The 19,929-nt window shown below is 68.9% G+C and carries 21 protein-coding genes; 7 read left to right on the top strand and 14 right to left on the bottom strand.

Going from position 1 to position 19,929, the window contains the following annotated elements; translation table 11 throughout:
- Window positions 1-42: 42 nt before the first annotated feature.
- Together FPZ12_RS37000 and FPZ12_RS36995 are read right to left on the bottom strand one after the other, a co-directional pair.
- Window positions 43-846 carry an ABC transporter permease gene (locus tag FPZ12_RS37000; RefSeq protein WP_144753059.1) on the bottom strand — a complete coding sequence of 268 codons (804 nt, stop codon included), beginning with the start codon at window positions 844-846 and terminating at the stop codon, window positions 43-45.
- Window positions 843-1,793 (bottom strand): ATP-binding cassette domain-containing protein, encoded by a 951-nt coding sequence (locus FPZ12_RS36995; protein ID WP_144753056.1) that lies wholly within the window; start codon window positions 1,791-1,793, stop codon window positions 843-845. The genes FPZ12_RS37000 and FPZ12_RS36995 overlap by 4 nt, the downstream gene beginning before the upstream one ends.
- A 201-nt stretch (window positions 1,794-1,994) precedes the next feature.
- On the opposite strand from FPZ12_RS36995, the gene FPZ12_RS36990 reads away from it, so the two are divergent.
- Window positions 1,995-2,909 (top strand): endonuclease/exonuclease/phosphatase family protein, encoded by a 915-nt coding sequence (locus FPZ12_RS36990; RefSeq protein ID WP_144753053.1) that lies wholly within the window; start codon window positions 1,995-1,997, stop codon window positions 2,907-2,909.
- Here FPZ12_RS36990 and FPZ12_RS36985 read toward each other — a convergent pair.
- Window positions 2,896-3,723: an SIR2 family NAD-dependent protein deacylase gene (locus FPZ12_RS36985; protein ID WP_243770228.1), complete on the bottom strand. Its 828-nt coding sequence runs from the start codon at window positions 3,721-3,723 to the stop codon at window positions 2,896-2,898. The two genes, FPZ12_RS36990 and FPZ12_RS36985, sit on opposite strands and share 14 nt — an antisense overlap.
- Window positions 3,713-4,018, bottom strand: a complete 306-nt coding sequence (locus FPZ12_RS36980) for an antibiotic biosynthesis monooxygenase family protein (protein ID WP_144753050.1) — start codon at window positions 4,016-4,018, stop codon at window positions 3,713-3,715. Before FPZ12_RS36980 ends, FPZ12_RS36985 begins: the two co-directional genes overlap by 11 nt.
- Before the next feature lie 87 nt (window positions 4,019-4,105).
- On the opposite strand from FPZ12_RS36980, the gene FPZ12_RS36975 reads away from it, so the two are divergent.
- Entirely contained in the window at window positions 4,106-5,518 is a 1,413-nt protein-coding gene (locus FPZ12_RS36975; protein WP_144753047.1) for an AAA family ATPase, read from the top strand.
- Entirely contained in the window at window positions 5,515-6,261 is a 747-nt protein-coding gene (locus FPZ12_RS36970; protein WP_144753044.1) for an alpha/beta fold hydrolase, read from the top strand. Before FPZ12_RS36975 ends, FPZ12_RS36970 begins: the two co-directional genes overlap by 4 nt.
- Before the next feature lie 230 nt (window positions 6,262-6,491).
- Here FPZ12_RS36970 and FPZ12_RS36965 read toward each other — a convergent pair whose 3' ends face one another.
- The 7 genes from FPZ12_RS36965 to FPZ12_RS36935 all read right to left on the bottom strand — a co-directional run bounded on the left by FPZ12_RS36965 (window position 6,492) and on the right by FPZ12_RS36935 (window position 11,883).
- Complete coding sequence (locus FPZ12_RS36965; protein WP_208026141.1) at window positions 6,492-7,349, bottom strand: HhH-GPD family protein; 858 nt, start codon at window positions 7,347-7,349, stop codon at window positions 6,492-6,494.
- Between the two features lie 119 nt (window positions 7,350-7,468).
- Complete coding sequence (locus FPZ12_RS36960) at window positions 7,469-8,077, bottom strand: hypothetical protein (protein WP_144753038.1); 609 nt, start codon at window positions 8,075-8,077, stop codon at window positions 7,469-7,471.
- A gap of 16 nt (window positions 8,078-8,093) precedes the next feature.
- Window positions 8,094-9,308 carry a WXG100 family type VII secretion target gene (locus FPZ12_RS36955; RefSeq protein ID WP_144753035.1) on the bottom strand — a complete coding sequence of 405 codons (1,215 nt, stop codon included), beginning with the start codon at window positions 9,306-9,308 and terminating at the stop codon, window positions 8,094-8,096.
- A gap of 13 nt (window positions 9,309-9,321) precedes the next feature.
- The gene (locus FPZ12_RS36950) at window positions 9,322-9,621 is read right to left on the bottom strand and encodes a hypothetical protein (protein ID WP_144753032.1); all 300 of its coding nucleotides are present in this window, start codon (window positions 9,619-9,621) and stop codon (window positions 9,322-9,324) included.
- Window positions 9,618-9,998 (bottom strand): SAV_915 family protein, encoded by a 381-nt coding sequence (locus tag FPZ12_RS36945; protein ID WP_144753028.1) that lies wholly within the window; start codon window positions 9,996-9,998, stop codon window positions 9,618-9,620. The genes FPZ12_RS36950 and FPZ12_RS36945 overlap by 4 nt, the downstream gene beginning before the upstream one ends.
- Window positions 9,999-10,219: 221 nt before the next feature.
- Window positions 10,220-10,711 carry a beta-class carbonic anhydrase gene (locus FPZ12_RS36940; RefSeq protein WP_144753025.1) on the bottom strand — a complete coding sequence of 164 codons (492 nt, stop codon included), beginning with the start codon at window positions 10,709-10,711 and terminating at the stop codon, window positions 10,220-10,222.
- Window positions 10,712-10,782: 71 nt separating this feature from the next.
- Entirely contained in the window at window positions 10,783-11,883 is a 1,101-nt protein-coding gene (locus FPZ12_RS36935; RefSeq protein ID WP_144753023.1) for a LacI family DNA-binding transcriptional regulator, read from the bottom strand.
- Between the two features lie 195 nt (window positions 11,884-12,078).
- Here FPZ12_RS36935 and FPZ12_RS36930 point away from each other — a divergent pair, with 195 nt between their 5' ends.
- The 3 genes from FPZ12_RS36930 to FPZ12_RS36920 are packed head-to-tail and all read left to right on the top strand — an operon-like array spanning window position 12,079 to window position 14,660.
- Complete coding sequence (locus FPZ12_RS36930) at window positions 12,079-12,984, top strand: metal ABC transporter solute-binding protein, Zn/Mn family (protein ID WP_144753020.1); 906 nt, start codon at window positions 12,079-12,081, stop codon at window positions 12,982-12,984.
- Window positions 12,981-13,775, top strand: coding sequence for a metal ABC transporter ATP-binding protein (locus tag FPZ12_RS36925; RefSeq protein ID WP_144753018.1), 795 nt, complete (start codon window positions 12,981-12,983; stop codon window positions 13,773-13,775). Before FPZ12_RS36930 ends, FPZ12_RS36925 begins: the two co-directional genes overlap by 4 nt.
- Entirely contained in the window at window positions 13,776-14,660 is an 885-nt protein-coding gene (locus tag FPZ12_RS36920; protein ID WP_144753015.1) for a metal ABC transporter permease, read from the top strand.
- Here the strand turns inward: FPZ12_RS36920 and FPZ12_RS36915 are convergent.
- The 3 genes from FPZ12_RS36915 to FPZ12_RS36905 are packed head-to-tail and all read right to left on the bottom strand — an operon-like array spanning window position 14,614 to window position 18,368.
- On the bottom strand, window positions 14,614-15,918 hold the full coding sequence (locus tag FPZ12_RS36915) for an alginate O-acetyltransferase AlgX-related protein (RefSeq protein WP_144753012.1): 1,305 nt from the start codon (window positions 15,916-15,918) through the stop codon (window positions 14,614-14,616). The genes FPZ12_RS36920 and FPZ12_RS36915 overlap by 47 nt on opposite strands.
- 21 nt (window positions 15,919-15,939) lie before the next feature.
- On the bottom strand, window positions 15,940-17,157 hold the full coding sequence (locus FPZ12_RS36910; protein ID WP_144753010.1) for a DUF445 domain-containing protein: 1,218 nt from the start codon (window positions 17,155-17,157) through the stop codon (window positions 15,940-15,942).
- Window positions 17,158-17,192: 35 nt separating this feature from the next.
- Window positions 17,193-18,368, bottom strand: coding sequence for a DUF445 family protein (locus tag FPZ12_RS36905; RefSeq protein ID WP_144753092.1), 1,176 nt, complete (start codon window positions 18,366-18,368; stop codon window positions 17,193-17,195).
- 206 nt (window positions 18,369-18,574) lie between these two features.
- Between FPZ12_RS36905 and FPZ12_RS36900 the strand changes: the two genes are divergently transcribed.
- Window positions 18,575-19,795 (top strand): coiled-coil domain-containing protein, encoded by a 1,221-nt coding sequence (locus FPZ12_RS36900; protein WP_243770227.1) that lies wholly within the window; start codon window positions 18,575-18,577, stop codon window positions 19,793-19,795.
- Window positions 19,796-19,929 lie beyond the last annotated feature (134 nt).

Below are 19,929 nucleotides of genomic sequence, written 5' to 3'. Positions count from 1 at the left end.
TTTCCGCCCCCCGGTGCGGAAAAGCGGGCTGTTGCCCCCTCGTCAGCCGACCCGGCGCCGGTAGGCGCGCATGGCCAGCGGGAAGAACACCAGTACGACGCCCGCCATCCAGGCCAGGCTGCCCAGCAGCGGCCCGGCGAGGTCACCGCCGATGAGCAGGCCGCGCATCGCGTTCGCGAGCAGGCTCACCGGGCTGACGTCGGACCAGGCCCGCAGCCAGCCCGGCATGGTGCTGGTCGGCACGAAGACGTTGCTGCCGAAGGTGAGCGGGAAGATCAGCGCGATCATGATCCCCTGCACCGCGCCCGGGGTGGACACGAGCATCCCGACGAACACCGCGATCCAGCAGAAGCACAGCCCGGCCAGCACCATCAGCGCGGCGCCGACCACCGCCGAGAACGGGTCGGTGGTGATCCGGAAGCCCATGATCATCGCCATCGCCAGCAGGACGACGATCGCGACCAGATACCGCACGACATCCGCGAGCACGGCCCCGACCAGCGGCGCGGAGCGGGCGATCGGCATCGAGCGGAAGCGGTCGAACACGCCCTTGTTGACGTCGGTGTTGAGCGACACCCCGGCCGACAGGCTCGCCATGATCGTGTTCTGCACCAGCAACGCGGGCGCGAGCGTCTGCAGGTACGCCCCGGTGCTGCCGGAGATCGCGCCGCCGAACAGGTACACGAACATGACGAGGAACAGGATCGGCTGCAGGGTCACGTCGACCAGCTGCTCCGGGTTCTTGCGGATCTTCAGGATGCCGCGCCAGCTCAGCGAAAGGCCGTGCTGGAGCGCCTTCGCCGGGCTGATGTGCCGGGGCGGCGGGGTGACTGCGATGGCGGTCATGCGACCACCTCCTCTGCGGGTTTTCCGGTCAGCGCAAGGAAGACCTCGTCGAGACTGGGCAGCCGCAGCGCCAGCTCGTCCGCGGTGATCCCGGCTTCGTCGAGTTTCCGGACCAAAGTGGACAGCAGCACCGGATCGGACACCGGCGCGGTCAGCAGCGCGACGTCGTCGTCGCGGGCCGGCAGCACCCCGGTCAGGTCGGCCAGGATCGTGGCCACCTTGTCCATGTCGGTCTCCAGCGTCGGGCGCACCTGCAGGGTCTGCCCGCCGACACGGCGTTTGAGCTCGTCGGCCCGGCCCTCGGCGACCACGCGCCCGTGGTCGATCACGGTGATGGAGTCGGCCAGCTGATCGGCCTCGTCCAGGTACTGCGTGGTCAGCAGCACCGTCGAACCGTCGTCGACCAGCCGCCGGATCACGTGCCACACCTCGTTGCGGGCGTGCGGGTCCAGCCCCGTGGTCGGCTCGTCCAGGTAGAGCACCTGCGGACGGCCGACCAGGCTCGCGGCGAGGTCGAGGCGACGCCGCATCCCACCGGAGTAGGTCTTGGCGGAGCGGCCGGCGGCGTCGGTCAGCTCGAACTGCTCCAGCAGCTCGGCGGCCCTGGCCTTGGCGGCGGGCCGAGACAGGCCGAGCAGCCTGCCGATCAGCACCATGTTCTCCGTGCCCGAGAGATCCTCGTCGACGGAGGCGTACTGACCGGTGAGCCCGATCAGGCCACGCACCCGGACCGGGTCGCGCAGCACGTCGTACCCGCCGACGGTGGCGTGCCCGGCATCCGGGCGCAGCAGCGTGGCCAGAATCCGGACCGCGGTCGTCTTTCCCGCCCCGTTCGGACCGAGGACGCCGACCACCTTGCCCGTCGGCACCTCCAGGTCCACCCCGTTCAGCGCCACGGTGTCCCCGAAGCGTTTCACCAGGCCTTCCGCCTGGATCGCGAGCGACATCTCATCCTCCTTGGCAGTCGCGTCGAACCTGAGGATGGCTCGCTTCGCTGGCAGACCGCGCACAGCGCGCTGACACGGGCCGCTGGCCGCTGTCAGGGGCTCACAACCACCTTGCCCGGCTTCGCGTAAAAAGATCGGGTGCACATGGTGGACACAGCCGAGGAACAGCCGAAGACCAGGCGGAGGGTGCAAGGTTGGCGCATGATCCTGCTCATCGTGCTGGCAGCCGCCTTCGCTGAGCTGGCGGTGTTCCGGTTCTTCGGCATCGACGGCAGCCGGGTCACGGCCGCGCTGCTGGCGCTCACGCCGTACTGGGTCGGCGCCGGGCTGGTCTACGGCGGGGTGCTGCTGGTGCTGCGCCAGTGGTGGCTCGCCGGCATCGTCCTCGTGCTCGCCCTGTCGCTGGTCGGCATGATCCTGCCGCGCGGGTTCGCCTCGGCCCAGCCCGCCGCGCACGGCAAGACACTGCGCGTGATGTCCTCGAACCAGTACCTCGGGCAGGCGGACGTCAAAACGGTCGTGCAGTTGGTGCGGGACAACAAGGTCGACGTGCTGAACCTGCTGGAGCTGACGCCGCGAGAGGCGGCCGAGTACGAGCAGGCGGGGTTGTTCGACCTGCTGCCGTACCGCGTGTTCAAACCGCAGAGCGGTGGCGCGGGTTCGGGCCTCGCTTCGCGGTACCCGGTCACGGAGCTTTCGCTGGCGGGCGAGTCGCGGATGGAGCAGCCCAGCGCCCGCGTCGACGTCGACGGCACGCCGGTGGAGGTCGTCGCCGTGCACCCGATCCCGCCGACCACGTCCGCGCCCACCTGGAAGAAGGAGATCGGGCAGCTGCCCCATCCCGATACGGCCGGGCCGGTGCGGGTGCTGGCGGGGGACTTCAACGCGACCCTGGACCACGCGACGTTCCGCAACCTGCTCGACACCGGCTACCACGACGCGGGCCTGACCACGGGCAACGGGTTCACGAGCACCTGGCCGTCGAAGATCTTCCCGCCGCCGGTGACGATCGACCATGTGCTCGTCGACCCCAGGGTGGCCGTGGACGACTACCGCGTGTTCGACGTGCCGGACTCCGACCACCACGCCGTGTTCGCCGAGCTCACCCTGCCGTAAGCAGATCGTCCAGCGCGGTAAGGGTTTCCAGCGCGCGGTACGGGAGTGAAACGCCGCGGTTGTGCCGGATTTCCGGCTCACGCGGGTTGATCCGGATCAGCGCGCCGGTGGCGGCGCTGGCGAGTTCGGCGTACCGGCGCACTGTCGGCACCGCCCGGCCCGCGCCGAGTTCGACCACCACGAGGTTGCGGTGGCGCCTGCGCCAGTCGTTGAGCGTGCGCAGTTGTTCGTCGCTGCGCAGGGAAATCCAGTCGAAATCGCCGAACATCAGAATGTTCGGCCGGGCCAGCCGCCCGCAGGCGCGGCATTCCGGCAACGGCCCGGCGGCCCGCATGGTGTCCTCGTCGACCTCCAGCCGGAGGTCGGTGGCGGGCCAGATGTCCGCGCCGCAGGGAACGGTGCACTGCAGGTGCCGGATCGAACCGTGCGCCTCGGCCACGAGCTCGTAACCGGCCGACTGGAACTGTCCGTCCACATTGGACGTGAATACCGCCGTGCCGCCCGGTTTTTCCGCGCCCCACTTCAGGAGCAGGCCGAAACCTTGGTGCGGCACGGTCTCCTGGTACAGCTGCAGCCGGTGGCCGTAGAAACCCCAGGCCAGTTCGGGGTCCTCGGCGAAATGACGCGGGTCGGCCAGCTCCTCGAACGACAGCCCCAGCCGCTCGTACGGCGGGTACGCGCGCCAGAACCCTTGCCCGCCACGGAAATCGGGCAGACCGGAGTCGACGCCCATACCGGCGCCGGCGCAGACGAGCAGTGCGTCCGCGCCGGCGATCAGCTCCGCGGCTGTACCGAGATCTTCGCTACTCGGCACTGTCCAGCGAGACGACCTCGAACTCCAGCAGGTTCGCGCCGCTGGCCACGGGCTTGGCCCGCTCGCCGGCGTGCGCCTCCTTGGCGGGGCCGGCGGCCCAGGCCTGGTAGGCGTCCTCGGACTCCCACTTGGTGTAGACGAAGTAGCGGTTCTCGCCGGAGACCGGGCGCAGCAGTTCGAAGCCGAGGAAGCCGGGCTGCGAGTCGACCGCGTGTTTCCGGTTGGCGAAGCGCTTCTCCAGCTCGGGGCCGGCGCCTTCGGGGACCTCGATTGCGTTGATCTTCACGACTGCCATGCCCCGAATCTACTACTCGGCTATTCGGCCGAACCTATGGCCATTCGGCCGGTTGGCGCGGGCCCGCACGGGTGCCACGCTGCGTAAATGGGGCACACAGGTGAAGCGGAGCTGGACGGGGACGGGGCACGCGCACTGGCCGCGGGGTTGGGGCGGCTGGTGCGCGTGGCCGCGACGGTGGTGGAGGCGGACAGCCCGGCGAACGCGCTGGTCAACCGCGTGACCGGGCATCTCGGCGCGGAACTGCAGGACCTCGTCTTCGTGGGGCAGGAGTTCCCGCCTTGGGAGCACGTGAACGTGCACCGAGGCGTGGACCGCTACCTGGCGGAGCGGGGCGGCGGGCACGAGTGGTTCGGCATCGCGGGGGTCAACCGCACCAACGAAGAGCTGATCGGGATGCTCGCCACCGCGCGACGGCACGGCACCTACGAACTCGGCGCCGTCGACTACCGGACCGAGGCCACCGGGCCGGAAACGACCGAGGACGTGGTGCAGTTCGGGCTGGTCACCACGAGCGCGCCCGGCGGGACGCCGGTGATCATCGCCCAGCGCGGGCCGATCGCCCAGCACGGACCGTCCGCGGTGTCCCGGTTCGAGGTGATCTCCACGGACCGGGACGCGGCCGGGGCGGTGCGTGACCAGGTCGAGCGGCGGATGCGCGAGAACGACGTGCTGCGCGGGCAGGTGCTGGCGTTCGGGTCGAGCGAGTTCCGGGGGAACGAGCTGCTCACCTTCCTGCCGCGGCCGGAGCTGACGGCCGCGGAAGTCGTGCTGCCGGACGGAGTCCTGCCGACGATCGAGCGGCATACGGTCGGTATCGCCGGGCACGCCGAACGACTACGGGCCGCCGGGCAGCACCTCAAGCGTGGCCTGCTGCTGCACGGCCCGCCCGGCACCGGAAAGACGCACACGCTGCGGTACCTGATGGGGCGGCTGTCCGGGAACACCGTGATCATCCTGACCGGCGGCGCGATGCGGTTCATCGGCAAGGCGGCCGAGCTCGCCCGCAGGCTGCAGCCCTCGATCCTGGTGCTGGAGGACGTGGACCTGGTGGCGCAGGACCGTTCGCACGCAGGCACGAACCCGTTGCTGTTCACCCTGCTCGACGCGATGGACGGGATCGGCGCGGACGCGGACGTCACGTTCGTGCTCACCACGAACCGCGCGTCGGAGCTGGAACAGGCGCTCGCCGACCGGCCGGGCCGGGTGGATCTCGCCGTCGAGATCCCGAAACCGGACGCGGCGGGGCGGCGGAGGTTGATCGAGTTGTACGGCCGGAACGTGGACCTGCGCGCGGATCTCGAACCCGTCGTGGCGCAGACTGACGGGGTGACTGCTTCGTACCTCAAGGAACTGCTGCGCCGGGCGGTGCTGCACCAGATGCACGAGGGCGTGACCGGCGATCCGGTCCCGGTGGACGACGCCGCGCTGGCCGAGGCGCTGCGCGAGATGAACGAGTCGCACAACTCGCTGACGCGTTCCCTGCTGGGCAGCCGATGATCGTCGACTTCGGTGGCGAAGGGCAGCCGATCCTGTTGCTGCATGGGCTGATGGGCCGGGCGACGACGTGGTGGACGGTGGCGCAGTGGCTCAAGCGATACGGGCACGTCTACGGCTTGGACGCGCGCGGACACGGGCGCGGGCCGCGGGGCGGGCCGTGGACGACGGAGCAGTTCGTCGACGACGCCGCCGAGGCCGTGCGCTCCTTGGGTGAGCCGGCGATCGTGATCGGGCATTCGATGGGCGGCCTGCACGCGTGGGCGCTGGCGGCGACGCATCCCGAGCTGGTGCGCGCGGTCGTCGTGGAGGACATGGCCCCGGATCAGCGCGGGCGCACCGTCGAGACTTGGCGGGGGTACTTCGATTCCTGGCCGGTGCCGTTCCAATCGCTCGCGCACGTGCGGGAGTTCTTCGGCAGCACGGGAAACTACTTCGCCGAATGCGTCGAGGAACGTGCGGGCGGCTACGAGCTGATCGCCGACCTCGAGGACCTGTACGGCATCGCCGCCGAATGGGGCGAGCGGTCCTATTGGTCCTTTGTGGACGGTGTGAAATGCCCGCTGCTGGTGGTCGAGGCCGGGCTCACCGCGATGCCGGCCGGGCAGCAGGCGGAGCTGGCGGCGAGGGTGCCGGACGGACGGCACGTCGTGGTCGAAGGCGCGGGCCACGTCGTCCACGACGACGCCCCGGACGAGTACCGGGGTGCCGTCGAAGCGTTCCTGTCGGAGGTGCTGGGGCGTTAGTGTTCGCCGCCCCGTGCGCGTGTTGGCCTCCAGCGTTGGTGTGTTGGCCCGCGACGTCCGTGTGTTGGCCTGCGACGTTGGTGTGTTGGCCCTCTGCGTCGGTGTGTTGGCTGGATGGGTTATGGGTTGACGTGTTGGCTCCCGCTGGCCGCCAACTCGCGCGCGGGAGGGGCAAACTCGCGCGCGGGACGGGCAAACATGGCCGTGTAGGCGTTTCGCCGAGGGCCGAGTCAGTGTTCGCCGGGGAGGGCGAAGCGCCCGTCCGCGATCTGCTCGACCAGGCCGTCGGTGAGCAGCGAGGCCAGGCAGCGGTCCCGGCGTCCGGCGTCCTGTGGCCAGACGACGTCGAGGCTGGCCTTCCACACCGGTTCCGGGGTGTCGCGCAGGACGTCGAGCAGCTTCCCGCGGATCTGCCTGTCCGTGCCCGCGAACTTCTGCGTCGGCTTCGCCGGGCCGTCGTACGCGGGACGGCCGGCGCGTTGCCAGGCGCACGTGTCGTAAATGGGGCAGTCCGCGCAACGCGGCGAGCGGGCTGTGCACACCAGTGCGCCGAGTTCCATCAACGCGGCGGAGAACCGGGCCGCGCGCGCTTCGTCCACGGGCAGCAGGGCCTCGACGTCGGCCATGTCGCGGGTGTTGGACGCCGGCCCGGCGTCCCCGGCCCCGTGCACCGCCCGCGCGACCACTCGCCGCACGTTCGTGTCGACCACCGGAGCCCTTTTGCCGTAAGCGAAAGCGGCCACCGCACGCGCCGTATACGCGCCGATGCCCGGGAGAGCCAGCAGGGTGTCCACATTGGACGGGACGACGTCCCCGTGCTGCTCCGCGATCGCCGCCGCGGCCGCGTGCAGGCGCAGCGCCCGGCGTGGGTAGCCGAGCTTTCCCCACGCCCGCAGCACTTCGCCCTGGCTTGCGGCGGCCAGCGCCGACGGGACGGGCCAGCGCTCCAGCCACTCCTCCCAGATCGGCTGCACCCTGGCGACCGGGGTCTGCTGCAGCATGATCTCGCTGACCAGTACGCCCCAGCCCGTGCACGCCGGCCGCCGCCACGGCAGATCGCGGTGGGTACGGTCGAACCAGTCGATCATCGTCTCGGAGTCGATGGACACGGCCCGAGAATAGGCAGCCCCGCGACGCACGCCCGTCGAGGGTGGCGGTGGGCTGTACTTGCCGGACTTCGGTGGCGGTTGAACAGGCAAGATGGCGATCAGCCGCGCGTATCGCCCAAGCCGAGCTTGGACCGTGCGAGGACGTTGGTGGCAGCGCCGGCCGCGACCGAGTGCCGGACGCCGTTGTTGACGAGGTCCCACAGGTCGCGGTTCTCGCGAAGGAGGTCGAGCGAAGCATCCGCTTCGCCGCCGTTGCCGTCGCGGAATTCGATGTTGTAACCGCCGGCGGCCGTCCCCCGTACCGTGATCTCGGTGAGTTCGTAGGTCTTGACGATGCCGCCCCGAGTGTTGAGCCAGTCCGCCCCGGCCGCGATCTTGTGGCCGAGCGGCAACAACCAGCCGAGGCCCACGATGGCTGCCACGTAGGCCCAGAGGTACCAGACCGTCACCCACGCGAATCCGGCGGACCTGATCGTATAAAAGGCGATGAGGACGACGGCCAGACAGACCGCCAGCCAACGCTGCATCTTGCGGTCCCCGTAGCACCATTCCAAGGCGGGCCCGCTGCCTTCAGGACCTGCCAACACCTTCCGGGCATGAAACGGCTGCTTCGCCCTGGCTGCAAGGGTTCGACCGTCGATGGGCACGTGTGGCGGTCGCGGCTCGCCTGTCCGCGGGTCAGGCATCGGCGGCAGTTCTTCACTCACGCTCGGCTCTCTGTTCTCACCGCAGAGGGTTTTGGAGGTACCACGGCAGGCCGTCCTGCACTTGGGGGTTCTTCATTTCCTCCAGAACTTTCTGCGCGTCCGGGCTCATGAACTCTTCGATGGCCCATCCCGTACCGGTGGACACGAGAAAGCCGACCAGCGCGCCCGCTGGTCCACCGATCGCCGCGCCTGCGGCTGCTCCCGCCCACGCGCCCGCGACCAGCCCTCCGGTGTTCGACACGATGCTGGTTGTAGCGTCCTTGCCCTCCGAGACGTCAAGGAGGATGCTCCCACCGGTCAAAGCCGTACCTACGACCGGAACCTTCTTTATCACGGCGGTCGCCGAGCGAAGGTATGGCGCGTTTTTCGGTACGAAGTCGCCGAGCTCCAGCGTGAGGATCTTCCTCGCGGCATCAGGTAGTGAATCGAGCCAGGTTCCGATCCTGCTGGCGTTGGCATGGTCGGCGGCGACCTTGGCCTGTGCCCGGGTGATGAGCGAGGCAATCACGTCGTCGGCTTGCTGAGCAGCACCCCGGCTCACGTCCTTGGACAACCCGGCCAGCTCGTCGGCGATCCCGGTGAACTTCGCGGCGGTGGTCTTCCAGGCGCTTTGCCGCGAGATGAAACCGGCCGCAAGTCCGGTCGTGAAGTCGGCGGCGTTGATATGCCATTTTTCCGAGACGTTCTGCAGATACGACAGCAGCAGCTGCTGCGGGTCGTTCTCGATCTCGCGGCCTTCGGTGACGACAGCCGAGGCATCGGCGTACGCCTTGGCCTTGCCGACCCAGTCACTCCAGTCCAGCTCGGACATGGAGCGCGTACCGGCCTCGGCAGGTGTCTCGGCCGTGTTGTGTGGCACTGGCACTGGTTGAGGGGGCGCCGGGCCCGGATCGTTGATCACCTGGTCGGTGATCTCCAGCCCGGCGGCGGCGGCGAGGTCGCGTGCCTGTTGCATCCGCGCCTTGACAGTGTCGATGTCGTTGGCGTGGCCTTCGATCGCGTTCGCGGCGCCGCCGAACCCGTCTCGCAATGCGTCGATCTTGGGTGTCAGGTTGCCCATCGTGTGCCGGAAGGTGTCCGAAGCGTCCCCGTCCCACCCGTCCAAGGAACTGGTACGCGCCGAGACCGACTGATTGGCCGCACCGTCGACCGCCGTTCCGGCCGAGCGTAGCCACGCGACCGTCGCGCGCATGCTCGCCGGATCGGCCTCGACCCGGATATCCAGACTCAAAGCTCCCCCATGCTCATTCCGCGCGCGCTCCGCCGCCCTTCCCGGACAGCGTCTCGGTTGCCCACTGCTCGCCAGCCTCGTACGCGGTCCGGCTGTCTCGCACAGCGGCTGCCGCGCCGAACAGACCGCCCACCAGCACGTCCGCCTGACCCGAGAGGTTTGCGATCACCTGCGCGATGGCGGCAGTGGGCAGCCCGGCCTGCGGCCCATCCGGCGGCGCTTCGACACTGTTCACGCTGTTGCCCGCCTGCTCCAAGATGCCGGCCACGGTTTCGAGTGTCGCCGGCTCAGCTCGAAAGCCGCCTGTGGTCACGTGTCCTCCAGCGGGTAGCCGCCGTACTGCCGGATCTCCGGCGCCAGCACCGCGTCCCACAGCACCACGTCCGGTTCGGTCAGGGTTTCGAACTCCGGCAGCGCCTCGGCCCGGATGCCGACCCAAGGCTGTTCGTCGCCGCAACCCGCGACGAGCTGCTCCAACGACGAGTAGACCAGCAGAGCGCGCTGACCGCCCTCCAGATCCCGGAGGACGAATGCCAACTCCTCGCCGTGGACGGGGGTGGCCGTTGGCAGGTAAAGGACCGTGGGCGCGTCTTCGTCCTCGATCATCTCGGGCCCTAGTACCGGCCGCGCGACCTGGATGTCGCGGTCAGTGCGGCAATCCGGCGGCTGCGCGCCACCCCATCTGCTCACGACGCCCCTGTCCGCAACCAGTCGCCTACTCTTCGTACTCGTCGACTGTATTGGACAACTCTTCGGCGATCGGGTGGGTTGGCGAAAGCCAGCGCAGGTCTTCGCAAACGAAAACGGCTCGGACCGCGAAGACGGACGTCATGAAATGCCTGGAAAAGGAAGATCGAAATGGTTGTCCAGCGGGAATTTCAGCCGGAACCACTGTCCATAAACGACTGTGACTACGCGACTTCCGTGAGCGCCCCGGTGTGCACGTCGTACACGAAGCCGCGGACGTTGTCGGTGTGGGGTAGGTATGCGCTGCGCTTCACGCGCTGCAGCGAAGTGCGCACGCTGTCTTCGACGTCCCGGAATGCCTCGACCGCCCACGTGGGCCGCAGGCCGGAATCCTGCTCGAGTTCGTCCTTGAAGCCGTCATCGGTCACCATCGACAGGCCGCACGTGGTGTGCTGCACGATGATCACCTCGGTGGTGCCGAGCTTCCGCTGCGACAGGGCCAGCGAGCGGATCACGTCGTCCGTGACGACGCCGCCCGCGTTGCGCAGGATGTGCGCCTCGCCCTGAATCAGGCCGAACAGCTCGAACACCCGGATCCGCGCGTCCATACAGGTCAGGATCGCGATGTGCATCGACGGCTCGGGGGAGGAACGATCGCCCCGCAGCTTGTCCTCCAGCGCGCGATTCCGCTCCAGCAGCACGTCGGTCGCGGTCATTGATGCCCTCCTGGTGTCCGACTCCTGCTGAAACCTTCGCACACCGGAAGCGCCGTCGCGCTAGAGAAAGATCACGGTCCGAACCAGTGCTCTTCCATCGTCCGCGGCGGGGCGGACGTGGTGCCGATCCGCAGATCGGTCTCGAGCGTGATCACCCGCGGGTTCACGTGTTCGGAGGACGCCAGCAGCAGTTTCCCCGCGGCCCGGCCCTTCTCCAGCACGGGCTGGTGCACCGTGGTGAGGCCCATGCGTTCGGCCTCGGAGATGCCGTCGAACCCGGTGACGGTGAGGTCGGCCGGCACGCGCAGACCGCGCCTGTCCGCCTCGGCGAGCGCGCCGAGCGCCAGAATGTCCGAAGTGCACACGATGGCCGTGACCTGCGGATACGCGCTGAGCAGCTGGCGGGCGGCGGACGCGCCCTCGTCCACGGTGTGGTCGAACCGCTCCACCACGGGCACGCTCGCCCAGTCGACCCCGGCCTTCTTGAACGACGCGGCGAGCGCCTCCAGCCGGGTGCGCTGCACGTGGAAATGGGCGCCGCGCTGGCGATCCAGCGAGACGAAGTCGTCGTTGCGGTCCCGGCCGAGTCGCATGCACAGCACGCCGATCTGCCGGTGACCGAGCCCGACCAGATGCTCGGCCAGCTTGCTGATCGCGGCCGCATCGTCCGGGCCGACCCTGTCGATGCCCTCGATCTGCGGCTGGTCGATCACCACTGTCGGCACCGGGCGCGCCAGCACGGCCGCCAGGTGCGGGTCGTCGTCCGGCACCGAATACACCACGAACCCGTCGACCCCGGCGCGGTGCACCGCGGCGACGTCGTCCCGGCCCGGGCTGGCCGGCACCAGGTGCAGCCCGACGCCGGCGTCCTCGCACGCGAGCGCGAGTCCTTCGAGGACTCCTATGGCGGCCGGGTCACGGAAGGCATAGGAGAGGTTTTCGGTCAGCAGCAACCCGACTGCGCCGGCTTTGCGCGTGCGCAGCGACCGGGCCACCGGATCCGGGCCCGGGTAGCCGAGCCGGCGCGCTGTCTCCAGCACGCGGCGGCGCAGCTCCGGCGAGAGCTGGTCCGGGCGGTTGTAGGCGTTGGACACCGTGGTCCTGGACACGCCGAGTTCCGCGGCGAGCGACGCCAGCGTCGCCTGTCGCCTCATGCGTATAGGACGCCCCATGAGGGAACCGTAACGGTTCAGTTCGGATTGCAGAAGTCAGGAGCCCCGCGTCGCCAGGCCGGGTGGGCGCCACTCGGCGTTCAGGCCCGCTTAACCCATCGCGGCAAGATCATCACCCGGTGGGGTAAAGTGAACTCGAAAACCGTTTCCAATAACTACGGACTGTGCCTCTACCTGCCACTTTCGGGAGTGATCGTGTCGTCTAGCCGTCAGCTACCGCGTCTCACCGCGCTGGTATCCGCCTCCGCCGCCATCGCCTTGCTGCTCGCCGGATGTGGCGGGGGTAACACCGCGGGCGACGACTCGGGGAAGATCGACGTGGTGGCGTCGACCGACGTCTGGGGCAGCGTGGCCGCCGCGGTCGGCGGCGAAGACGTCCAGGTCACCTCGATCATCCACGACCCTGGCGCTGACCCGCACTCGTACGAGACCACCCCGCAGGACGCCGTCGCGGCCGGGAAGGCGCAGCTGACGCTGGCCAACGGCGGCGGCTACGACGACTTCTTCACCAAGCTCGCCGACCAGGCTTCGAACGCGAAGAAGCTCGTCGCGTACGACATCGGCGCGACCGGCGACGAGAACGAGCACGTCTGGTACAGCTTCGCCACCGTGCAGAAGGTCGCCGACCAGGTGGCCGCCGAGCTGAGCCAGATCCGCCCGTCCGACAAGCAGTCCTTCACCGACAACGCCGCGGCCTTCAAGGCCAAGGTCGCCGACCTCCAGACCAAGACCGAACAGGCCGGTGCCGCGCACCCGGGCAGCAAGGTGGTCGCCACCGAGCCCGTCGCGCACTACCTGCTGGAGACGGCCAAGGTCACCGACGCGACGCCGCACGAGTTCTCCGAGGCCGTCGAGGAGGAGAGCGACGTGCCCGCCGCCGCGCTCGCCGAGGTGCAGAACATCATCTCCGGCAAGCAGGTCAAGGCCGTGGTGAACAACGCGCAGACCGTCACCCCGGTCACCGAGCAGGTCGTGAACACCGCCAAGCAGGCCGGACTGCCCGTGGTGGACGTGACCGAGACGCTGCCGGCCGGCGCCACGGACTACATTTCGTGGATGACCAGCACCGTCGATTCTCTGGCAGGAGCCCTGAACTCTTGACCCCCGCGGTACAGATCTCCGGCGCCGGGCTCGCCTTCGGCTCGCGCACGCTGTGGTCCGGGCTCGACCTGACAGTCGAGCCCGGCGAGTTCCTCGCCATCCTCGGCCCGAACGGGTCGGGGAAGACGAGCCTGCTGAAGGTGCTGCTCGGCCTGCAGCCGCTGTCCGCGGGCAGCTGGCGGATCACCAGCGACCGTCCGATCGGGTACGTGCCGCAGCAGCGTGCGATGCAGGAAGCGTTGACACTACGGGGAATCGACCTCGTCGGGCTCGGGCTCGACGGGCACAGGTGGGGCCTCGGCCTGCGTGGGATGCGCGAGCGGCGGCGCCGGGTGGACGAAGCGATCGACGCGGTCGGCGCCGGTTCGTACGCGAAGTCGCCGGTCGGCCTGCTCTCCGGCGGTGAACAGCAGCGGCTCCGGGTCGCGCAGGCGCTGATCGGCGAGCCCGACGTGCTGCTGTGCGACGAGCCGCTGCTGTCATTGGACCTCGGCCATCAGCGCGCGGTCAGCGCGCTGATCGACGAGCGCCGCCGCAAGGCGGACACCGCCGTGTTGTTCGTCACCCACGAGCTCAACCCGATCCTGTCTTATGTGGACAGGGTGCTTTACCTCGTGGACGGCCGCTTCCGGATCGGCGCGCCGGACGAGGTGATGACGTCGAAGACGCTGTCGGAGCTGTACCGCACCAAGGTCGAGGTGGTCCGCGTCGGCGGGCAGATCCACGTGGCCGGCGCGCAGAGCGCGGTCTGCGAGGAGGAGCCCCACCACCTGGAAGAGCAGGTGTCCTGAATGGACAAACTGTTCGATTTCGGCACCACGATCGACCTGCTGTCCTATCCGTTCGTGCAGACGGCGCTGCTGGCGGCGGCGGTGCTCGGCCTCGTGTCCGGTGCGCTCGGCCCGCTCGTCGTGATGCGCCGGATGTCCTTCGCGGTGCACGGCACGGCGGAGCTGGCGTTCACCGGCGCGGCCGGCGCGCTGCTGCTGGGCGTCGGGCTGGAGTACGGCGCGCTCGCCGGTTCGGTGATCGCGGCGTTGCTGCTGGGCCTGCTCGGCGGCCGTGAGTCCGAACGCGACTCCGTGATCGGCGTGATCCTCTCGTTCGGGCTCGGCCTCGGCGTGCTGCTGCTGTCGTTCTACCCCGGCCGCACGTCGAACAAGTTCGGCATCCTCATCGGACAGATCGTGTCGATCGAGGGCACCAACATCGCGGCGCTCATCACCGCGGCCGTCGTGGTGCTGGTCGTGCTGGCCGTGATCTACCGGCCGCTGCTGTTCGCGAGCGTCGACCCGCACGTGGCCGCCGCCCGGGGCGTCCCGGCGCGGCTGCTGTCGATCGTGTTCGCCGTGCTCGTCGGCATCGCGACCGCGCTGGGCGTGCAGATCGTCGGCTCGCTGTTGGTGGTTTCGCTGATGGTGACCCCGGCGGCAGCGGCCGTCCGGATCACCGCCAGCCCGTGGCGGGCGACGGTGCTCGCCGTGGTCTTCGCCGAAATCGCCGCGCTGGGCGGGATCATCCTGTCGCTCGCGCCCGGCGTGCCGGTGAGTGCGTTCGTCACGGCGATTTCGTTCCTGATCTACCTGATCTGCCGGTACATCGCGTACCGCAGGCACCGCGCCGCGCGGATCAGCCGATCGGATGTTGCGCCAGTTGCGTCCGCAGCTGGTCGATGAACCCGTCGTCGAAGAACGGCAGTGCCCCACCGGAAACGGTGCGCTCCACGGTCTCCAGCACCACCACGTCGGAGTTGACGAACTCGTCGACCGCCTGCATCGGCGTGGTCTTGCTGGTGGAGTAGTTCAGCATCGTCAGATCGCTGAACCCGCCGACCAGGTAGCGCGAGGACGCGATGGTGAAGGAATCCCCGTACACCAAGGTTTTCTTGTCGATCGTGCCGGGAATCGGGCTTTCGATCCGGCGCTGCGGGGTGTCGAGGTTCGTGATGATCGGGCCTGCCCGGTTCGTCATCCCGTCCGGCTCGAGGTTGTAGAGCGTGCTGGTCTTCTGTCCGGACCGGCCGAGCAGCTTGGGCAGATCGGCCGTGCCGTTCCAGGTGCCGACCGCCGGACTGGTCCAGGTCTTGGTCACGCCGGGCTGGATCGCCTCGGCCACGTTGCGGGTCAGCGTCAGGCTGCCCTCGTCGTTCCAGTGCGTGTCCTCCGGCGGGAACACCGGGCGGCCCAGCTGCGCCGCCACCTTCTGCAGTTCTGGGCGCAGGTCCATCGCGCCGGCCGCGTCCAGCTGCTGCCAAGTCGGGGCTTCACCGGCGTCGTGGCAGTCCTTGCCCGGGTAACTGGAGGGCAGGTACTGCGGCACCATCGTCGATTTGTCCGGTGGCACCACCCAGACGAACTTGCGGCCCGAGGCCTGCACGATGTCGCGGATCTCCTGGATCCGGGCGATCGTGTCCGACAGCGGCCTGCTCGGCGCGCATTTGGCCTCGGCGTCCACGCCGTAGTAGAGCCAGCCGTTCGAACCCTCGATCACCTGCCGGTACCCGGCCTTGTCCACCGGACCCGACTGCGTGCCGGGCGTCTCGGAGTTCGCGGGCGGCGGGCTGCCGGGCAACGGCCCGGAGTTCGACGTGCCGCCCTGGTCGTGCGGCGCGGATTCGCCGAACAGGGTGCGGCTGATCCCGTCCGCCGCCTCGATCGCGGCCGAGCGGAACGACAGCTGATCGGTGGCCCAAGTCGGCAGGCTGGTGAAGAACGCCCAGCCCTGGGACATGCTCGGGAAACCGGCGAGCGCGTGGTTCTCGATCTCGGTGGGACGGACGCCGAAGACCCACAGCAGGGTCGGCGTCACGAAGAACACCAGCGCGCTGACCAACGCCGTCAGCTGCTTGCCGCCGTGCCGCGGCCGGTGCAGCGAATGCTCCCTGGGGAGCCACGCTTCGTGCACAGCGGGCAGCTGCTGGGGTTCTCGCGCCACGGCACCACGTTATCCGCTGGCTCAGTGCAGCATCAGCAGAACCTGCAACTCACCGACCACGAACCCGATCACACCGCCGACCATGATCAGCTTCCACTCCTCCTGGCGGAACGCGGGCCGCAGCAGGCCCTCGTACTCGACCGGGGTGAGCGCGAGCATCCGCTCCTCGACCATGTTCGCCACGTCCATCGCCCCGGTCAGGTAGCCCTCGGCGTAGCGCACCGTTTCCGGCAGCCGCTGGATCGCCTTGGTGGCAGCGGCTTCCTTCATCTCACGCAGCCTCGGCGGCCCGATGGTCGCCGACACGAGCCGCCCCGCCTGCTCGTCGACGGCCTTCGACACCGTGCGCCGGACGAGCGCCAGCAACTTGTCCGAACTCGGCCCGCGCAGGATCGCGTCCAGGAGGTTCGGCAGCGTGAGCACCTCGTGCGCGATCAGCGCGCCGTACTGCCGGGCGACCTCCGCGCGGCGGCGCTGGAACTTGCCCTGCAGCACCAGCCGCGGCAGTACCCGCACCGGCTCGCGCGGCAGGAAGATCATCTTGATCGCGAGCCAGTCGGTGAACAGCCCGATGCAGCCGCCGAAGATCGGCAGCACCCACGGGTTGTGCGTCAGCGCCCAGACCACGGCTTGCACGATGCCGAGCCCGAATCCGAAATAGATGCCGCAGCGGGCGATGAACCGCATCTCCGGCCGGGTCGTCTCGCGGATCAACCGCACCAGCAACGCCTTGTCGCTGGTCAGGTTCTGCACCGTCATGTGCTTGACGTCGAGCACCTCGTCGAGGTTCTCCCGCACCTCGTCCAGCAGCTCCCGCACCAGCCGAGGCGCGGCGGCCTGCACCTGCTTGACGACCAGCTCCTGCGCCATCGACGGGAGCGCTTCCCACAGCCGCGGCTGGTACTCGGCGAGCACGTCGCGCGCGATGTCGTCCACCGCGCGCAGCAGGGGCTGTTCCATCTGCGCCGTGAGCCTGCCAGGGTCGATCCGGGCGAAGATCTCCTTGAGATCCAGCAGATTCGAGGTGAGCAGATCGGTGGCGATCGCGGCCATCCGGCCGCCGTGCTTCGGCACGACGCCCTGCCAGCCGAGGAACGGGCGGATGCCGATGAACTCCAGCGGGCGGAACATCATCTCGATCGCGACCCGCTTGGTCAGGTAGCCGATCAGCGCGCCGATGAAGGGGATCGCGGTGTAGAGCGGCCAGTGCTCGGCGAAGTCGGCCAGGATCTCGTGCACCCGACCTCCTCCCCGATCCGCGGTCTGGGGGCAGATTAGTGCAGCAGCACCAGAACCTGCAGCTCACCCACCAGTCCGCCGATCACGGCGCCCACGGCGATCAGTTTCCACTCGTCCTGACGGAACGCCGGGCGCAGCAGCCCCTCGAACTCGACCGGCGAAAGCATCCGCATCCGCTCGACGATCGTGTTGCGCACGTCGAGCGCGTTGACCGCGTAATCCTCGGCGAAGCGGATGGTGTCCGGCACGCGTTCGGCCGCCTTCGCCGCCGCGACCTGCTTCATCTCCTGGAACGTACGCGAGCCGACCGCGGCCACCACGAGCGGTTTGACGATCCCGGCCTGGCTGTCGATCGTCCGCTTGACCTCGCGGGTGATCATGTCGAAGAGGCGGTCCGCCTTGGGCCCGCGCAGCACCTCTTCGAGGATGTTCGGGATGGTGATGATCTCGCGGGCGATCATGTCGCCGTAGTCCGCGGCCACCTCGTCGCGGCGCTTCTGGAACACGCCCTGCCACGTGTAGAGGCCGAAGAACTCCTGCGGCTCACGCGGCAGGAAGATCATCTTGAGCGCGAGCCAGTCGGTGAACCAGCCGATGGCGAGGCCGAACAGCGGCAGCACGATCGGCGACTTCGTCACCGCCCACACCGCCAGCTGCACGATGCCGAGCCCGAACCCGAACACCAGCCCGGAGCGGGCGATGAAGCGCATCTCCGGGCGCGAGATGTCGCGGATGAGGCGGTTGAGCAGATCCTTGTCGCGCACCAGGTTCGTCACGACCATGTGCTCGAGGTCCAGTACCTGGTCGATGTCGTTCGAGATCTCCCGCATGATCTTCGCGATCACCTTGGGGGACTCGCCGCGCACCCGGTTGAGCAGGAGCTGGCGGGCGCCGGCTGGAAGCGCTTCCCAGACCCGCGGCTGGTACTGCTCCATCACCTCGCGCGTGACGTCCTCGACCACTTCCAGGAGCGGTTCCTCGATCTCCGCGGCGATCTGCTCCGGGTCGAGCCTGGCGAAGACCTCCTTGGGGTCCACGAGGTTCTTGGTGAGCATCTCCGTCGCGGTGGCCGCCATCCGCTCGGCGTTGGCAGGCAGCACGCCCTGCCAGCCGAGGAACGGGCGGATGCCGATGAACTCGACGGGCCGGAACATCATTTCGATCGCGACGCGCTTGGTCAGATACCCGATGAGCGCCGCGATGAAGGGCATACTGACGTAGATCGGCCAGTGTTCTGCCAGGTCAGCGGCCAGCCCGCTCAAGTCCACCACGCTCTTGCACCTCCGCGCTCCCGAGGGAGAACGTTAACCCAGGCGCCATTAGCCGGACCGGTCGCAACGCGGCCGCCATTCACCGTGAGTAAAGAGTCCGAATGGCGGTATGGATCGGAGCGACCGGACGCACTAAGGTTCGCGCCATGCCCCCTGCCCAGTCCCCAATCCAATCCTCCGAGCCTCCGCTCGGGAACCCGCATTTCCCGCTCGTGTTCCGCGGCTACGACCGCGTCCCGGTCGACGAGCGGTTGAACCAGCTCTCCTCGGACATGAAGGACCTGTCCCAGGCGCGTGACGAGGCCATGTCCTCGGTCGCCGAGCTGACCAAGGCGCTGAGCTACGCGCAGCAGGAGCTGGCCGAGACGAAGACCGCGCTGGCCAGGATGGCGAGCGACCCGTCGAGCGCCGCCACGATGACCGAGCGCGTCCGCAGCATGATGACCCTCGCCGAAGAGGAGTGCGCGGAGCTTCGCCAGCAGGCCGAGGGCCAGGCTGACCAGATCCGCGCGCAGGCCGACAAGTACGACCTCGACACCCGCAAGGCGACCGACAAGTGGGTCTCCGAGCGTGAAGCCGAGATGGCCGAGCGGCGCAACGAGCTCGAGGCCGAGTACCAGGCGCTGACGGTGAAGCTCAAGAACGAGCACGCCGACCTCATGGAGCACGCTCGCGGCGAGATCGCCCAGCTGAACGCCGACGCCGAGGCCGAGCGCCGTCGTCTCGACGCCGACTCGGAGGACCGTCGCGCCGAAGCCGAGCGCAGGGCGGAAGCCGAGCTGGCCGAGAAGATCGCCGTCGCCGAAGCCGAGCTCGACACCAAGGTCCGCGAGACCGAGGCCGAGCTCGACACGAAGGTCCGCGAGACCGAGGAAGCGCTCAACACCAAGGTTCGCGAGACCGAAGAAGCGCTGGAGACCAAGGTTCGCACCACGGAGGAGGCGCTGGCCAACAAGGTCCAGTCGACCGAGACCGCGCTCGCCGACAAGGTGCAGACGACCGAGGAGTCGCTGGCGCACAAGGTGCAGACCACGGAAGAGACCCTGGCCAACAAGGTGCAGACGACCGAAGAGTCGCTCGCCAACAAGGTCCGGACGACCGAGGACGCACTGGCCGAGAAGGTTTCCGCGACCGAGAACCGGCTCGCCAGCCAGACCGCCGAGGCCGAGGAGCGTGCGGCCGTCCTGGTCGCCGACGCCGAGCGTCAGCTCGCCGAGGCGCAGGAGAACCGCACCCAGGCGTTCGAGTTCAAGCGCGAGGTGACCGAAAGGCTCACCGCGACGAACAGCGCGCTGCAGGAGGCTCTCAAGACCCTCACCCCGGCGTCCGCGCCGGCGGAGGAGGAGTCCGAGAAGGTTCCTGCCTGAGCGGCCCGTTCACCAGCCATCCGGCCGGTTCGGACCTGACCCTTTCGGGGGCCGGTCCGGACCGGCCCTTTTAGTTTCCGGGGGTTGGGTTCGGGGTTTTGGCTTTTTGGGGGCTTGGGTTCGGGCTTATTTGG

Source organism: Amycolatopsis acidicola (assembly GCF_007713735.2).
Classification (GTDB): domain Bacteria; phylum Actinomycetota; class Actinomycetes; order Mycobacteriales; family Pseudonocardiaceae; genus Amycolatopsis_E; species Amycolatopsis_E acidicola.
Note: the sequence above shows the minus strand (reverse complement) of the source record. Positions and strands in the feature narration are given on the sequence as shown.

What these genes read in the sequence shown, in the direction of transcription:
- FPZ12_RS36995 (WP_144753056.1), bottom strand. Translation starts at nt 1,793, where the DNA reads ATGTCGCTCGCGATCCAGGCGGAAGGCCTGGTGAAACGCTTCGGGGAC.
- FPZ12_RS36975 (WP_144753047.1), top strand. Translation starts at nt 4,106, where the DNA reads ATGGGGCACACAGGTGAAGCGGAGCTGGACGGGGACGGGGCACGCGCA.
- FPZ12_RS36980 (WP_144753050.1), bottom strand. Translation starts at nt 4,018, where the DNA reads ATGGCAGTCGTGAAGATCAACGCAATCGAGGTCCCCGAAGGCGCCGGC.
- FPZ12_RS37000 (WP_144753059.1), bottom strand. Translation starts at nt 846, where the DNA reads ATGACCGCCATCGCAGTCACCCCGCCGCCCCGGCACATCAGCCCGGCG.
- FPZ12_RS36905 (WP_144753092.1), bottom strand. Translation starts at nt 18,368, where the DNA reads ATGCCCTTCATCGCGGCGCTCATCGGGTATCTGACCAAGCGCGTCGCG.
- FPZ12_RS36990 (WP_144753053.1), top strand. Translation starts at nt 1,995, where the DNA reads ATGATCCTGCTCATCGTGCTGGCAGCCGCCTTCGCTGAGCTGGCGGTG.
- FPZ12_RS36940 (WP_144753025.1), bottom strand. Translation starts at nt 10,711, where the DNA reads ATGACCGCGACCGACGTGCTGCTGGAGCGGAATCGCGCGCTGGAGGAC.
- FPZ12_RS36935 (WP_144753023.1), bottom strand. Translation starts at nt 11,883, where the DNA reads ATGGGGCGTCCTATACGCATGAGGCGACAGGCGACGCTGGCGTCGCTC.
- FPZ12_RS36965 (WP_208026141.1), bottom strand. Translation starts at nt 7,349, where the DNA reads ATGATCGACTGGTTCGACCGTACCCACCGCGATCTGCCGTGGCGGCGG.
- FPZ12_RS36970 (WP_144753044.1), top strand. Translation starts at nt 5,515, where the DNA reads ATGATCGTCGACTTCGGTGGCGAAGGGCAGCCGATCCTGTTGCTGCAT.
- FPZ12_RS36900 (WP_243770227.1), top strand. Translation starts at nt 18,575, where the DNA reads ATGCCCCCTGCCCAGTCCCCAATCCAATCCTCCGAGCCTCCGCTCGGG.
- FPZ12_RS36920 (WP_144753015.1), top strand. Translation starts at nt 13,776, where the DNA reads ATGGACAAACTGTTCGATTTCGGCACCACGATCGACCTGCTGTCCTAT.